This is a genomic window from Hominenteromicrobium sp., from assembly GCF_046974225.1.
Taxonomy (GTDB): domain Bacteria; phylum Bacillota; class Clostridia; order Oscillospirales; family Acutalibacteraceae; genus Hominenteromicrobium; species Hominenteromicrobium mulieris.
Genome location: NZ_JBKWAE010000012.1, coordinates 49767 through 66003 on the forward strand (window position 1 = coordinate 49767; position 16237 = coordinate 66003).

Consider the following 16237-nt stretch of genomic DNA (forward strand, 5'->3'; position numbering starts at 1 on the left):
CTTTTTGACGAATTTGCAGAGAATATAGCGAATTCTGTCTTTGGCAAGTCATTCTATCGGTAAAAATGAAAGCGCTTTCCGATAAAGAATAAATTGTGAGACGAAACAGAAAGCGCTGCAAGGAGAAATCTATGAGTTTAAAGGAAAAAATACTCATCGCGGACGATTCGGAAATGAACCAAATGCTCCTTGAGGAAATACTCAGCGATAAATATGAATATGTCATGGCAAAAGACGGCACAGAAGCCGTCGATATCCTCGAAAAAAACGAGGATATCGACCTCGTGATGCTCGACATCAACATGCCGAAAATGGACGGTTTCGGCGTTCTGGAGATTATGAATCTGCGGCATTGGATCAGCGAGGTGCCGGTTATCATCATCTCGTCCGAAAGCGATGTGGATTTCATCCGCCGCGGCTATGACCTCGGCGCTTCGGATTACATCAGCAGACCGTTCGATCTGACGGTCGTCCGCCGCCGTGTCGAAAATACGCTCATGTTGTATGCCCGCCAAAAGCGCCTTGTGCGCCTTGTGGAGGAGCAGGTCTACGAGCGTGAAAAGACGAACAACACGATGATCAATATTTTGAGCCATGTTATCGAATACCGCAACAACGAAAGCGGCCAGCATATTCTGCATGTGCGCATGATGACGGACATTCTCCTGCGCCGCTTGATTGAGATCACGGATAAATACCCGCTGACGGAAACGGATATCTCTATGATCGCTTCGGTTTCCGCACTGCACGACATCGGTAAGATCAGCGTTCCGAAAGCGATTTTAAATAAACCCGGCAAGCTTGACCCCGAAGAGTGGGAGATTATGAAGAATCACGCCGCCATCGGTGACTCGATGCTGCGTGACCTCGGTACGCAGCAATCCGAAACGCTGATGAATCTGGCGCATGAGATCTGCCGCTGGCACCACGAGCGTTGGGACGGCCGCGGCTATCCGGATGGTCTCAAGAGCGATGAGATTCCGATTTCCGCGCAGGTCGTTGCCATGGCAGACGTGTACGATGCGCTTACAAGCGAACGCTGCTACAAAAAGTCGTTCGACCACGCGACCGCTATTAAAATGATTACAAACGGCGAATGCGGCGCTTTCAATCCGCTTTTGATACAGTGCCTTTTGGACGTGCAGGATCAGCTTTTCGAGAACATGCACACAGACCCCAGACGGTTCGATTACCGTCAGGAAGCAAAGCGCCTTTCCGATGAAATGCTCGAGCAAAAAGAACTTATGCCTAATAACCGTGCGCACAGCCTGCTCACCTTCGAGCAGAAAAAGGCGGAATTCTTCGCAGAGCAGTGCGGCGGTATCCAGTTTGAATTTGACCACTGGACAAATACCGTACATCTCAAAGATTGGAATGCGCCGGTCGATCAACGAGAAAAATCCATGTATCTGACGGAATGGAACGACGTTTCGCTGCTCTCTGAAAAGGATTGGCTCGCGATGCGTGAAAAGCTGAAAGCAACAACGCCGGAAAGACCGGAAGTGAAAATGATTGTGCAGATCCCCGTTAACGGTGAATATCGCTGGCAGCGCCTTACGGTAAAATCGCTTTGGACAACTAAATACAAAAATTATGCCGGCGTGCTTGGACGCTTTGAAGATATTCAGGATGAAATGGTGCGGCGCGGAGAAGAAGCGCTCGAAAAATGCTCTGAATATAGTGTGTCTCATCTTTTGAAAGATTTGAGCCGCGTGTTTGAGGTTGTGCGCCTTGTTGATCCGAAAACGAACGAGAACCTTGAGCTGGATAAAGACGGCAAAGTAATCACTACGCCGATACACTGCTATGAAATTTGGGGCAGAAACGAGCCGTGCGAAAACTGTATTTCTTCCCGCTCTCTGGAAGGAAAAGAGTGGGTCACCAAGCTGGAAATGCGTGACAGGCAAATGTACTTCGTGCTTTCTAAACATATCAACGTCAACGGACGTACCTGCACACTGGAGATTGCTTCGCATGAAGACGAAGCGGAGTGCGCACGCTGCGGCGGCGACAACGATGCGCCAACGCGTTCTTCGTTTATGAACTTCTACCGCGATGCCTTGACCGGAACGTACACGAGACTGTATCTTGAGAGTTTCCAGTCCAATTTGGAAAGCGCAGATGCCGTAGCAATCGTGGATGTTGACCTTTTTAAGCAGATTAACGATACATACGGCCACCCTGTGGGCGATGAAGCGCTGAAAACCATCGCGAATACAATCCGTTCCGGCATCCGCGGCAGCGATACGCTCATCCGCTACGGCGGGGACGAATTCCTCCTCATCTTCTCCAAGATCGGCGAAGAGGTTTTTTATGAGCGTTTAAAGCAGCTCAGACGCGCCGTGCAGGAGACAAAATTGCCGGATTACCCCGAGGTGAAGCTTGATGTCAGCCTTGGCGGCGTATACCGCGTACACCCGCTCTCCGAAGCCATTCGGCAGGCAGACCTGCGCATGTACGAAAATAAAGCGAAACACGCGAACGCTAATCATGCGGAAAGCAGATAGAAGTTGCAGAAAGGTGACAGATCATGGAGCTTGAAGAATTATATCAGAAAATCGGCGGCGACCTCAAAAACGTGATGAAACGCATCCCGAATGAGGCAATGATCGGCAAGTTCGTGCGCAAATACGCAAACGACCCGACCTATAACCGGCTTGCAGCGGCTGTGGAAGCCAAAAGCTGGAAAGATGTTTTCATTGCGGCGCACACCTTAAAGGGTGTGGCACAGAACCTCGGCTTCGATCGCCTGCAAAAATCGGCATCCGCTTTAACGGAGGCCGTGCGCGGCGCCGTTCCGCTGACGGACGAATCGCTTTTTGAAGAGGTCTGCAAAGATCAGAAGGAGATCGTGGAGGCCATCGAAAAGCTCGATTGAGTGGAATTTGAGCGCGATCAAAAGAATTGAGAAAAGAGACCGTATGTATTTTATGAGAAGAAAAAACCGTTCAAAAGCCTGTAAGCCGGAGTACTTTTGCGCTCCCGCTTTGGTTTCTGCACCCAAAACGATCTTCTTTTCTATGAATTGCAAGCGATATTATATGACTTAGTAAATATGCCGGTTTTATAGACCGGCTTTATTTGCGTTTGGTTCCCTGTGTAATGCGACGGAACGGTTTGGAGGAGAATAGGTCGCGCGCTGCGGCGGCAGCTTACAATAGAGGAAAAAAGGAGAATGCCGCATGAATATGTTCACAAAACTTTTGGAGACGCTCGGAAATAATTTCTGGCTTATCATCATTCTTTGCCTTGAGGTTATTCTGGCGGTTTGGCTGCTGTGCTTTGCACGCGGTAAAAAGAAAAATCGTGCCGCAGAGCCGGATGGCCACAGCGTGCAGGACGTGCTCATGTGCGACTTATCTAAGCAGGATGACGAAGTATGTCTCCTGATGCGCCGTTCAGACAAAATGCCGGTCTACGAGATGGGCGATATCGAAAGTCTGCTTGGCATTTCTCTCGCACGTCTGCAGGAGGACATTGCGAGCCTTGAGCCGTGCCTGCACGACCGCAAAAGCGGTCGCAACATTTGGCGGGACTATCTCGCGTGGGACGGAAAAGAACCGATGACCGCAGAATTCCGCATGCAGAACGGCGAGTGGATCACTGTGCACGTTATGCAAAGCGGCACAAAAGGATACGACTTTTTCGCTTTTCACAAAACGACTGAAATGCACCGCCGCATACAGGGCTATGAAGAGCGCCTGATGCAGGCGGAGGAAGCCAACCAGTCGAAAACCACGTTCCTTTCCCGCATGTCGCATGAGATCCGCACGCCGATGAACGGCATCATCGGCATGCTTACGCTGGCAGAGGGCAAGCTTGAAAAAGATAACCCCGCGATGCAGTATCTTGAGAAAGTCGACGAGCTTTCCGACCACCTGCTTTCGCTCATCAACGATATTTTGGATATGTCCCGTATCGAAGCGGGCCGCGTGCAGCTTGAAAGCAAGCCGTTTAGCCTGCGCCAGCTCGCCGACCGCCTTTATGATATGTTTGCAAAGAACCTCGAAGCCCGCGGCGTGCACTACGAGGTGCGCTTTGAAGATATGACCGTCGATTACGTGATCGGCGACGAGCTGCGCATCAGTCAGGCCATCATCAATTTCCTTTCAAACGCCGTAAAATTCACAAGCGAGGGCGAGATCATCGTCACGTTCCGCCAGATGATGCGGAGTGCAGGTCATGTAGACCTCATGGTTCGCGTGCACGATACCGGCATCGGCATGGCGCCGGAATTCATCAACCGCATTTTCCGTCCGTTTGAGCAGGAAAGCATAGAAACCACGAAGCGCTACGGCGGCACCGGCCTTGGCATGGCCATCACCGACCACATTGTGCGTTTAATGGGCGGTGAAATCGTTGTCGAAAGCGAGCCGGGCAAGGGTTCCGATTTCTCCGTGTACCTGCACCTGCCCGAAGCCGAAGCGCCGGAGCAGACCGCAAAGGTCAAGGCGTTGTCCGAAGACGATGCAGAAGAGAAAATGCAGGACAGCTTCAAGGGCCGTCACATCCTCCTTGCGGAAGATAACGAAATCAACGCAATGATCGCCGTTGAGATTTTGCAGGAGATGGGTGCCGAAGTGGACGTTGCAGAAAACGGCGAGGTCGCGGTAGAACGCTTCTCTGCGCAGCCTGCCGGTCATTACGATTTCATTTTAATGGACGTGCAGATGCCGGTCATGGATGGCCGCACAGCTACACGGCATATTCGTGCGCTTAATAGGGAAGACGCGAAGACGATTCCGATCTTCGGTCTTTCCGCAGATGCTTTCGTGGAGGACGAGCGTCTCTCCAAAGAAAGCGGTATGAACAGTCATTTCTCAAAGCCGGTCGACTTTAGGCGCCTGCAAAAAGAGATCGGTGTGTTTTTGAATAAGGATAGGTGAACGCATGGATAAGAGAAAGTCCATAAAGACTGCGGCTGCGGTGCTCACCGCGGTGGCACTGTGCGTAAGCAGTGTGGCGGCGTATCAGCGGCTTGGGAATACTTATGTGCCGTCCGATCAGAAGAGAGACCTGCAAACGAATCAGGTGCTGTTTCCGGAAGATAAGGACACGCAAAACAGCGATTCCGGCACGCAGGAGGATGAAAGCGCTTACTGGGAAAAAGACCAGAGCGCCGATGCGCAGGGTCGTCCGCAGAATTCGCAGCGTGCAGATTATCTTTTTGAAGATCAGCAGGTACCCGATGCGGAAAACCAGAATTCGCTGACAATCAATAAGCCGAATACGGATACAGATACACAGCCGCCGCAGCAGAGCAATGCGCAGCAAACGACGGTGCAGCAGCCGGAAAACGGCAATACGCAGACTCCCGGCTACGACATCATCGATGATAAGGATAATGCCGATATCATTATCAATAATCCTACGCAGGTGCCGAACCCGCTGCCGTCAAACGGTGGCAACAATAATAACGGGGACAGCAATACCCCCGGCGAGGATAATAACGGCACCAACCCGGGCGGCTCCACGGCAGAGCCGGCGCGTCGGCAAACCCGACATCTGTTCCGCAGCCCACAACTTCGCCGAATGAAACGGAAGAACCGCAGCCTACCACTGCCCCGACTCCGGCACCTACACCGCGTCCGGCAGATACCGCAAAGGACCCTGTGCTCGTAAAGCCGACACCGCGCCCGGGCTCCGGCTCCGACCATATCACGAATAAACCGTATGACGAAGATCACGTACCGGGTATCAATACGGATGATACGACCGGCGAGCCGATAATCACGATTATGAAGCCATACGATTACGGTGTACCCAGCCTTTACGCCGGCCAGACCGTTTCGGCGGAGGATATTTACTGCCTGCTCGATACCTATGTGATCGGCTCCGATATGGTCACGTATTACTGGGATGCCGATGCTTACGATAAATACGTGCGCGTCACCGGCATTTCATACGATAACGGCAAAACGTGGATTAAGGATTTCCCGGTTACGCTGCCGGAAGATGTATCCGATCTGAATGTTGTGATCCGCACAGAATATCGCTTTTCGCAAAAAAGTGCATGGCGCGAGTATCTCGTGCCGTATACCGTTGAGCAAGTGCGTTTCTTCCTGCTTTCCGAGCAGATCAAAGAAGAAAACGCCACCATCGATTCGTCTGCCGTCCTTAACGAAGACCAGTACCCGACGGTCGGTTCCGAAGAAAACCTGTTCTCTTATCAGAAAACGTTCCTCGGCTTTGATGCCATGGTTTCCATGGACAAGCTTTTCCCGGGCTGGATGGAGCACGGCGAGCTTGTATCGTGGTTCTACCCCATAGAAAAGGGCCGCCACATTTTGGAGCCGGCAGATTTTGTAGATGTGCCGCAGGGCTTCGATATCGCGCTCAACTCCTACTGGATGGACCGTGATACCTATGACATAAATTTCATGTATAACACGCTCGTCTATCTTCAAACCATGAAATCCTACACGCCGCAGTATACGCGTATGGTCGATTGGTGGAAGAACGAAACAAGCGAGAACATGGCGGCACATCGCCTCTCTGTACCGCAGTATGTGCAGGCCATTGATCTCGATTGGAGCGAGAAGCTTGAGGTAGATTACCTCGAAGTGCCGGATACCGTCCTTTATATCAACAGCACCGCCGGTAACCTTTTGGTTGGCGAAGGCTATGTGGTGGACGAAAACAACCCGGTCTACGTCTCCACGGAAGACGGCATGCTGCTGAATAAGAACAGAACAGAAATCCGCGCTCTGCCGTATAAGGTAGAGGAAATCTCCGTGCCGAATACCATTCGAAGAATGGATATTCCGGCAAACAACAGCCTGAAAAGGATTCATCTGGAGGCCGAAACAGAAGAACTGCCGGATATCGATTATACATACCTCACAGACTGTGAAGTCCTCGTGCAGGACAATCTTTTCGAGCAGATGCTTTTAACCGACGGCAAAGCATTCTCGCCGGAGTCCGGCAACACGCTCGCCAAGGCTTCGGCCCCCGATACGATGTATATGGTTTCGGGCGGTATGGTGTATACCAAAGAGGGTAAGCTCGGTGCAGTCGTGGGTGCAGGCAGCAGTCTCAAGCTCACAACGGCCATCAAGAGCATCGGCGAAAACGCCTTCGCGCTGTCAAGCGACCTTGATACGCTCGTTATCCCGAAAGAAATGACGATCCTCACACTCGATAAGGATTGCTTTGCGGGAAGCAATATCAAACGCGTGCTGTGCAGTACACAGACGCAGGTGGATATGCTCTCAAAGCAGCTTGCGGATTCCGGCGCGCCGGAAGACCTTCTCCTCTCGCTGCTCACAACGACGAAAGACGGCTACGAGTATTACACCGAAGTGAACGCAAACGGGGAAAAGTCCGGCACACTGCTCTCCGTACCGGCCGACGTCACGCGCTTTGACGGTATCGTCACGGCCGATGACGGCACCGAAGTCATCATCACGACCGTCGGCACCTCCGCATTTGAAAACTGCGATTCCCTGCAATGGGCCATTCTGCCGGAAGCTGTCACCGAGATCGGCAACCGCGCGTTCTACGGCTGTGATGCTCTCGAGGGCGTCATGATCGAAACGACGGGCACGGTTATCATCGGCGATGAATCTTTGGATAATTGCCCCTCGCTGCGCTTTGTCGGCTCCAGAGCCTACTGCGGCTACATGGTGAACGGCTACGACCCGGTTGTAAAAGATAACCATTACAGTTCTGCCTACAATAACTATTACTTCTATGTACCGACAGATAACATCGGTTACAGCAGCCATTGCACCAGCTTTACGGCAGAAAGCGGTGTGGCGGATTATGAATTGGTCGATATCGGCGGCACCTATATGCTGTATGGCATGGACGCCGGTTCGGAAGATGAAGACGGAAACAGTACACCGCCTGCACCTTGGCTTGCATTACGCTCCGGCAAAACGGTGAACAGCGAAGTCACGCTGCCAAGCACCACAGCGGAGCTTTTCAACTACGCCATGGCAGATGTAACAAGCGAAAGCGGCGCATTCACCATAAACTGGGAAGACCTTTCGGATCTCTATTACTTCGATGCGTACAGTTTATATAAATCCGATTTAAGCGGCAATGTGTCCGTCGGCTCGGAATGGAGCACGTGGACGATTCAGATGGCGCAGGGTGCGTTTGATAGCTGTGCGGGGATTACCTCTGTCACGTTTGTCGGTACGCTCGGCTCCATAGAAGCCACCGCATTTGCATATTGCTCGAACCTTGAAAAAATGGAGTTCAACTCTGTGTCGTTCTGGAACGGCGCAGCCTCCATACCACTGTATGCCTTCAACGGCTGCAACGCCCTGCGTTTGCTGCAGTTCAATTCGTATACGCCGCCGGAGCTGGAACTTTCCATGACCGGCTATGACTTCCGGTTTAATCCGAGTTGGACAGAGGAGGAAGAACTTCAAAACCTGCATATCTCCATCCCGAAAGGCTCCGAAGGGGATTTCATCAAAAAGTGGCGGTATCCATTCTTAGGCTATCTCGATATGTTGGACAAGAGCGCTTACCAGTATATGTGGGATGACGTGCAGATGAAGCTGCTAAATGAGACGATGCGCTATCCGTCCGATGAAGAGGTGGATGCTGTAATGTATGACCGTCTGCTCACGTCGGAGAACCGCATGCGCGCTTATTTCGGTATTGAAAACGCCACAGAGCCTACAGAGTATTTCCCGTACCGCGTAAATGAAGGTGCCGGGACGATCACGCTCATCGGCTCGCCGAGCAATTTGCAGAGCATTTTTGTTTCCGGCGATAATATGGGCCTGCCGTCCGGTTGGGCGTTCGACTACATCGCAGAAGGCGCGTTTTCCAATGCGAAAGCGCTTGAGAAGCTATATCTGCTCGATGACCTGGTTGGCCTCAACCAGAACATGCTGGCCGGTGTAGAGTCTGAGAATGTGACAATCTATTCCTTCATGAACAGTATACCGGAGCTTGCAGGTTTTGAAGTCGGCACACCGTTCACCTTTGGCATAGAAGACGAGAGAGTTTCGTTTATGGTCGTAGATTTTAACGGTGACGGCGAGCTGCAGGCACAGTACATTACGGCGTGGACTTTCCCGTTTGCAGGCTACCATGACCTTGCGGAAATGCGCGGTATCATCGCCAACCGGCTTTTGGAGGAAAAAGGCGAGGAGCCCACCGATGACGAGATTGAAGCCGTTATTTATGAAAAGCTGCTCACGGCAGAAAACCGTCTGCGCGGCATCATGGGTCTGGAGCTGCTCAGTGACGGCGATACCCTCACCTGCGGTGTAGAGCCTGTCAAGAAGGATGACAGCAATAAAGACACCGACACAGAGGACAAAAAAGGCGAGACCGAAAATCCGGGTAAAGCGAAAGACGCAGAACTCTCGGAAGGGACAGAAGAAAACGGATTTACCGGCAAGGACGCAGGCGGTACGGAGAACCCGGACACCAATGTGCCCGGAACGGAAGGTACTTCCACCACCGCGGGAGAAACGGAAAGCGACTCCGAGCCCGAAGAAAAAGCAACAGAGCAACCGACGGAAAGCGGCAGCGTGTCGAATACATCGGATACAAATGAGGAGGAACTGTCAGAATGATCGTAGAGCAATCCAAAGCTATCCTTGCAGAGGTCAGCAAAGCCTTTATCGGCAAGAACGAGATCGTAAAAAAAGTTTTGATGACCATTTATGCCGGCGGCCATATTCTTTTGGAAGACTGCCCGGGTGTCGGTAAAACGACCCTCGCTGTGGCGTTCTCCAAAACGTTGGGCCTTTCCAGCAAGCGTATCCAGTTTACGCCGGATACCCTGCCGTCCGACATCACAGGCTTCACGGTGTTCAACCGCGAAACAAACCACTTTGAGTACCGCGACGGTGCGGCAAACTGCCAGCTGCTGCTCGCCGATGAGATCAACCGTACCTCCCCGAAAACGCAGTCCGCACTGCTGGAGGTCATGGAGGAGCACACGGTTACGGTAGACGGCGAAACGCACGTGCTGCCCTCGCCGTTTATCTGCATCGCAACGCAGAATCCGGTCGGTTCCGCCGGTACGCAGTCTTTGCCGGAATCGCAGCTCGACCGTTTCATGATCTGCCTTTCCATCGGCTACCCGAGCCTTGAAAACCAGATGCGCATCATTAACGCACAGCGTTATTCCAACCCGCTTTCCGATGTGCGCCCCGTCACGAACGCGCAGAATCTTTTGGAGGTGCAGAACTACCTCACCTCCGTGCGCGTTGCGGACAGCGTGCTGAGCTACACCATCCGCCTTTGCGAGGCCACCCGTGTGCACCCGCTCGTTGAGCTTGGTATTTCGCCCCGCGGCGTTTCCGCACTCGTCAAAATGGCGCGTGCCGGTGCCGTTTTGCGCGAGCGCAACTACGTGGTGCCGGAAGACGTGCAGAGCGTGTTTTTCGATGTCTGCGCACACCGTCTCATTCTGCGCCCGCAGGCACAGGTGGACGGCATAACGGTGCGCGATATTCTGGCTGAGATTTTGCAGCAGATCAAGCCCGGTACGGAAAGGTAAGCGGATATGTGGAAAAACAGACTGGCCTATGGGCTTGTCCTATTGACGGCAGCAGTGCTGCTGTTCCTATACAGTAAGCCGTTTTTGCTGACGGTGCTGATCGTTTTATTGCTGCTCATGGTTATTAACGGTGTGCTCGTTTTACATGATGCACACAGCATTCGCGTTTCTATGCGTGTTCGCCCCGGTGGTCAGCAAGGCAAGGACGTTAACCTGAACATCATCGTAAATTCCGATAAAAAGCTGCTTGCCGCGCAGGAGATCTTTTTGGAGCTTGAAACGCAGAGCACGCTGCTTGGCACCAAAAAAGAAAGGCGCTTTTTGCTTCCGCTCACATCGGGGCAGAGCAACTACACGATCAAGGTGCCCGCAGAGCAGTGCGGCGAGCTGCGCTTTTCCTGCAAACGCATCTGCGTGCGCGACGTGCTGAATCTCTTTAACGTGCAGACAGCACCGTTTGCCCCTGTGCGCACGGTCATTTACCCGCGCCGCATGAAGGTACAGCTGTTGCTTTCGCAGGCTTCGGCCGGTACGCCGCAGCCCGAAGGCAAAATGCAGAACCGCAAGGGCAACGACCCAAGCGAGATGTTCGATTTGCGCGAGTATGTGCCGGGCGATGACGTCCGATCCATTCATTGGAAGCTTTCCGGCAAGACCGATACGCTCATTCTGCGGCAGGCAAGCGACCCGTCGCTGTATAACATCGTGCTGCTTATGGATTTCGGCATAGAGAAAAACGGCGAACCGACGCCGCTCGAAGAACTGAACGCCGCGGCAGCCGTAGCAGCGGCCGTGGGCACGCAGCTTGTGCAGCAGCACATCACGTTCAGCGCCGCCGTGCCTACGCGTAATGGCCTCGAAATTTACGAGGTGCGCACGCAGAAGGATTTCCAGCAGATGCTCATGCACTGGATGTGCTTCCCACTGCAGCAAACCGAGGGCGCCGGCATGCGGTATTTCCTCACACAGCAGATGGATCGTCAGTATGCGCGCCTGGTGCTGCTCACCGCGGGTCCATACACCGCGTCCTTAAAACCGCTTGAGGGTCGCATCGGCACTACCGTCATCAGTGCGGTGTCCGGCGGCAAATTGCAGCATATTGCGGTGGGCGGCGGCTACGAAGTGGTAGAGCTGCCTGCCGAGCGAATCGAAGATGAAGTTTACCGCATTTTGTGCTGAGAGAGGGGACGCGCATGAAACATCCGCAGACCGTTACGGTCTACCCGGAAAAAAACGAAAACAAAGCAGCGTATCTGCTGTGGCGCTCCCTGCGCGCGGCCCTGCTTACGGCGGGCGCGCTCATAGCGCTCATGGTCATCTGGAATGTTGATTTAAAGGGTCTTTTCGTCTTGCCGCTCGGCGGTGCCGTCACGGTGCTTCTGGGCTGCATCGCAGGGGATTATCTCGGTGCGAAAAAGAACATATACCGTGCCGCGGCGGCTGTGCCGTGGCTTGTTTTTCTGCCGGTCTGCTTTGTCACCGGCAACCCGCTTTCCGGCGGTATGAGCTGGGTGAATCGCCTTATCACGCGTTGGAATGCGGCGCATGAGGGCGGCGCGGCACTGCTGCCGACGACAGACCTCGCAGGCGACATCATCGCCTTCACATTGCTTTTGACAATGCTGTGCGCGCTCGTATCTTGGTTGTGTACGCGCGGCGGCAGACGCGGTCCTGTTGCCGTTTATTGCCTTATATGGGTGCTCATCGGGCTTGTCGGCGAGGCATTCAGTCCGCTTGCAACGGCGCTTTTGCTGTGCGGCCTGCTCGGCGAGTATACCTCCTGCAAAGCTGCTTACCGCACGCTGCACGCCGGTGTGATGTGGGCGGTCACAGCGGTGTTTCTTATCGGTTTTGCGCTGGTGCTGCCTGCGGGCAACATCTCCGCGGTTGATACGCTGCGTGAAAACACCGAAGAGGGCGTGCATACGCTGCGCTACGGCGAAGCCACATTGCCCGAGGGCGATATCTCCAAAGCCGATATACTGCACGAGACCGGAGAGGAGATGCTGACGGTGCAGAGCGGGCAGAAAAAGAGCTTTTACCTGCGCGGCTTTGTCGGCGGCGATTACGAAGACGGCGCATGGCGCGCCATGCCGGATGCAGCCTACGGCGGTGAACAGAGCGGCATTTTAAAGTGGCTTCAAGACCATAATTTTGACCCGCTCATGCAGGTCTCGCAGTATTACAGCCTGTCAACATCGGACAGCAAACCGTCCGAAAACCGCGTCAGTGTCACAGTAAGCGGCGCGGAACGCTCCTACGTCTACACGCCGTCCTCTGTTTCCGGAACAGATTGGAGCGGCGCGTTTGAAGAAAAAGACACGCGCTTTAACAGCTTTATGCTCACCGGCGTGCATGAATATACGTTTGATGAGCGCTCCGGCTCCCGCCCCTCGGAGCTGACCGTGGCGGAAGCGTGGGTGACAGACCCCGTGACCGATGCACAGGCCGCCTACTGTGAGGCCGAGGAAGTTTATCGTGATTTTGTGTACGATACATACACCGCTGTGGAAGCAGACCTTCTGCCGCTTTTGCAGTCCATGTTCTGGGACAATTATGAATCCCGGACGGACGGCGTGTACAGCGCTGTGCGCCGCGTGCGCGACGTGCTGGAGTGGCAGGCCGCGTATACGGATAGCCCCGAAGCCGCGCCGGTTGGCACCGACCCCATCCGCTGGTTCTTAACGAAAAGTCACAGCGGCAACGCGGTGCAGTATGCCTCTGCCGCCGTGCAGGCGCTGCGTGCGCACGGTATCCCCGCGCGCTACGTGGAGGGCTATTACGCCCCCGCAGAACGGATTGCAAGCGGCGACACCACGCTCACCGGGCAGGACGCTCACGCATGGGCCGAGGTATATTTTGACGGCGTCGGCTGGTTGCCGATCGATACCACGCCGGGCTATTATTATGACGCCGTCACCTTGCGGGATATGGTCGATACGCCGGATAACGTGCACAAAACGGCCGCACTTGAAGACAGCCGGATTGATGTTTCGCCGGTCACGAAGCCGGGCAATAACTCCGGCCCGTTTACAGACCCGGTCGGCACGGCGATCAATGCCGCAAATCTGCTGCTTGGCATCGCGGCGGCGCTCGTGCTGCTTTTGACCGTCCTCTTTCTGCTCTTCGAGATTGCTCGCGGCGTGATCTATATGACGGAAATCAAAAAGTTCAGGAGCGCCAAAAATCAGGAGCGCATTTTGTTCCTCGGCAGAAAGATTCTTTGCTATCTGCGCCTTTGGAACATAGAAGCCAGCATCGGCTGGAACACCGCAGAGGTAGACGCGGCTATCGTGAACGCGTTTCCGAATATCGAACCGGGCAGCTACACCCGCGTGTGCGAGCTGCTGGAAAAGGCGGTCTACGGCGGCATCGCGCTCGAGGTGTATGAGGAGCGCACGGTACAGAGCTTTTTGGAGCACCTCGTCACGACGAACAAGAATACAAGCTTCAAAACGCGTTTTAAGCTGCACTACTCGGGCCTTTTGTACCCGTGGTTTGCCCGCGCGCAAAAAGCACAGCTTACGGATTAAAAGTATTTTAATCTTATAAAAGCCGATGGCAGAGCGAAAAAGCCCCTGCCGTCGGCTTTCGTCATTTTGCGGAAATTTCGACGAATTGATTGTTAAAATAGATGGTTTTGCAAAAAAGTAGACAAATTTTTGATGATATAGTATACTGGCGTTAAACGGGAGAGCAAGTCGATCTTTTGCACAAAAACAAATAAACGGCTGAATTTTCATGTTGTCACATGATGAGTTCAGACAACAAAAAGGAGATTTTGAAATGAAGAAAGAGCAAAACCGGTATTCCCTTCACCTCATCCGTCAAAACGTTCCGCAGTTTATTTTGCTCGTTATTTTTTCCGTGCTGCTGGGCGTTTCCGTCATCGCGGTGTCTGTTTTGATGAAAATGTTCCTCGACATCGCCACAAACGCAAGCGCCATGCCGCTCACCACATGTCTTATCATCGCGGTCGGCGTTTTGCTCTTGCTCGGCATCTCGCAGGTCGTTACGTCCGTTTTTCAGGGCAAGCTTTCCTGCCGCATGGAGCTTTCTCTGCGCAGCGCCATGGTGGAGCACCTATACCGCACAGACCTTAGGACGTTCGACAGCGGCGCAGCGGATAACTACTTCACGCGCATGACAAAAGACGCGGAAACCCTCTCGAATTTCTACTCCAAAACGCTCATCCCGAGCATCTTTTTCGAGAGCTTCACGTTCGTCGTCAGCTTTATTCTGATGTTCCTTCTCGAGTGGAAACTCGCGGTCGTCATGATCGTCATTGTGCCGATCCTCATTTTCACCATGATCCGCATCTCCCCGAAGCTTGAGATGAACAGCATTCAGATCATGCAGAACGAAGACAAAAACCGCAATATCTTACAGGAGTTTTTGAGCCAGTACATGCTGTTTAAGTCCTACGGCGTGCTCGGCTGGGTGCAGAAGCGCGTGGGGGATACATACGCGCAAAAGCAGAAGTACGTCGGAAAACTCAGCGTTTTGCAGGGCGCTATCGGTTTCCTCAATAACTTCCTCGGCGTCGGCATGTTCATCATCGCGCTCGGCATGGGCTCGTTCCTTGTCGTGCGCGGCGAAACGACCGTCGGCACGCTCATCGCCGTCGTGAACCTCGTCAGCTTCTTCTACGGCCCGTTCCTGCACATTTCGGGCTGGATGGCCGAGGTCAACGAAGTGAAGGTCTCCACAAACCGCATCGGGGAAATCCTCTCCATGCCGACCGAAGACACCACGCAAACGGCAAAGCCCTCTGTTCAGAATGCAGGTGATGCAGCGCTCACCGCCAAAGACCTCTCCTTTGCGTATGACGAAGAAAAAGTTATCCTGTCCCACGCCGAAACGCAGGTGCACACGGGCGAGATCGTTGCGCTTACCGGCGAAAACGGCAGCGGCAAAAGCACGCTCACAAAGCTGCTCATCGGCTTCTATACACCCACGGGCGGCGAGGTCGAGCTCAAAATCGGCAATAAAACCGTGCACGGCGCGGAGATTCGGAATTATTTAAGCTACGATTCCGGCTTTGTCTCCGTTTTTGCGGGCACGCTCAAAGAGAATATCTGCATGGATCAGCCGTTTGACGAGAAAAAGTTCCGCAAGGCTGTCGAACTCGCCAACCTCACGGAGTTTGTAAACGAAAAAACAGCGGAGTGCGAGATCGAGCCGGAGGGCAAGAATCTCTCCAGCGGTCAGCGCCGCAAGGTCGCTTTGGCGCGCATTTTCTACGATGACCGCCCGGTCTTCGTGCTCGACGAGCCCACCGCAAACCTCGATAAAGCCTCCGCAGAGGGCATGTTTGAGGCTCTGAAGCAGGTCTGCCAAGACAAAATTTGCATCATCGTCACGCACGATGCGTTCATCTCCGAAAAGTGCGACCGCGTGCTGCATTTGAATAACAAAAAGGTCACAGGATGACCGCAATACGATTTGCATAATAAGGCGATAGGGACTCTGCCACTCGCAACGAGCGGTGGGTATGGCTTAGCTCCGGGCAATTCCGCCCTTGCGGCAAGGCTCGTCGTAGAGAACGCCTGCGCCGAGTGGCTTATAAATCTTGAGCATTGCTGATGGGCCATTTTTAACAGAATTTATCTTTTTTACAAAAAATCAAGATTTTTTCAAAAACCTAATTGACAACCTAAAAAATGTGTGCTACAATGCACTAAACCGTTGAGGAAGAGTGAGTACGCTTTAGGCAACTTTTCTCACAGAGAGTCGTGGATGGTGGGATCACGGCGGAAA

Annotated in this window: 9 protein-coding genes; all 9 read left to right on the plus strand. The window is 53.3% G+C overall.

Annotated elements, in window-relative coordinates; genetic code table 11:
- Positions 1-131: 131 nt before the first annotated feature.
- The 9 genes from ACLTX1_RS09665 to ACLTX1_RS09705 all read left to right on the plus strand — a co-directional run bounded on the left by ACLTX1_RS09665 (position 132) and on the right by ACLTX1_RS09705 (position 15910).
- Positions 132-2507 carry a diguanylate cyclase gene (locus tag ACLTX1_RS09665; protein WP_412330858.1) on the plus strand — a complete coding sequence of 792 codons (2376 nt, stop codon included), beginning with the start codon at positions 132-134 and terminating at the stop codon, positions 2505-2507.
- A gap of 23 nt (positions 2508-2530) precedes the next feature.
- On the plus strand, positions 2531-2878 hold the full coding sequence (locus ACLTX1_RS09670) for an Hpt domain-containing protein (RefSeq protein WP_308449668.1): 348 nt from the start codon (positions 2531-2533) through the stop codon (positions 2876-2878).
- 304 nt (positions 2879-3182) lie between these two features.
- A complete protein-coding gene (locus tag ACLTX1_RS09675; RefSeq protein ID WP_308449669.1) occupies positions 3183-4886 on the plus strand; it encodes an ATP-binding protein in 1704 nt (567 codons plus the stop codon).
- Positions 4887-4890: 4 nt separating this feature from the next.
- Positions 4891-5622, plus strand: coding sequence for a hypothetical protein (locus ACLTX1_RS09680; protein ID WP_308449670.1), 732 nt, complete (start codon positions 4891-4893; stop codon positions 5620-5622).
- Positions 5613-9545, plus strand: a complete 3933-nt coding sequence (locus ACLTX1_RS09685) for a leucine-rich repeat protein (RefSeq protein ID WP_343285108.1) — start codon at positions 5613-5615, stop codon at positions 9543-9545. Before ACLTX1_RS09680 ends, ACLTX1_RS09685 begins: the two co-directional genes overlap by 10 nt.
- Positions 9542-10477 carry a MoxR family ATPase gene (locus ACLTX1_RS09690; protein WP_308449672.1) on the plus strand — a complete coding sequence of 312 codons (936 nt, stop codon included), beginning with the start codon at positions 9542-9544 and terminating at the stop codon, positions 10475-10477. Before ACLTX1_RS09685 ends, ACLTX1_RS09690 begins: the two co-directional genes overlap by 4 nt.
- A 6-nt stretch (positions 10478-10483) precedes the next feature.
- On the plus strand, positions 10484-11656 hold the full coding sequence (locus tag ACLTX1_RS09695) for a DUF58 domain-containing protein (RefSeq protein WP_308449673.1): 1173 nt from the start codon (positions 10484-10486) through the stop codon (positions 11654-11656).
- A 14-nt stretch (positions 11657-11670) separates the two neighbouring features.
- Positions 11671-14010, plus strand: coding sequence for a transglutaminase domain-containing protein (locus ACLTX1_RS09700; protein WP_308449674.1), 2340 nt, complete (start codon positions 11671-11673; stop codon positions 14008-14010).
- Positions 14011-14263: 253 nt separating this feature from the next.
- Positions 14264-15910: an ABC transporter transmembrane domain-containing protein gene (locus ACLTX1_RS09705; protein WP_412330859.1), complete on the plus strand. Its 1647-nt coding sequence runs from the start codon at positions 14264-14266 to the stop codon at positions 15908-15910.
- Positions 15911-16237 lie beyond the last annotated feature (327 nt).

Bases quoted from the DNA above. Each gene is read 5' to 3' on its own strand.
- ACLTX1_RS09690 (WP_308449672.1), top strand. From the start codon at position 9,542: ATGATCGTAGAGCAATCCAAAGCTATCCTTGCAGAGGTCAGCAAAGCC.
- ACLTX1_RS09695 (WP_308449673.1), top strand. From the start codon at position 10,484: ATGTGGAAAAACAGACTGGCCTATGGGCTTGTCCTATTGACGGCAGCA.
- ACLTX1_RS09665 (WP_412330858.1), top strand. From the start codon at position 132: ATGAGTTTAAAGGAAAAAATACTCATCGCGGACGATTCGGAAATGAAC.
- ACLTX1_RS09675 (WP_308449669.1), top strand. From the start codon at position 3,183: ATGAATATGTTCACAAAACTTTTGGAGACGCTCGGAAATAATTTCTGG.
- ACLTX1_RS09700 (WP_308449674.1), top strand. From the start codon at position 11,671: ATGAAACATCCGCAGACCGTTACGGTCTACCCGGAAAAAAACGAAAAC.
- ACLTX1_RS09680 (WP_308449670.1), top strand. From the start codon at position 4,891: ATGGATAAGAGAAAGTCCATAAAGACTGCGGCTGCGGTGCTCACCGCG.
- ACLTX1_RS09705 (WP_412330859.1), top strand. From the start codon at position 14,264: ATGAAGAAAGAGCAAAACCGGTATTCCCTTCACCTCATCCGTCAAAAC.
- ACLTX1_RS09670 (WP_308449668.1), top strand. From the start codon at position 2,531: ATGGAGCTTGAAGAATTATATCAGAAAATCGGCGGCGACCTCAAAAAC.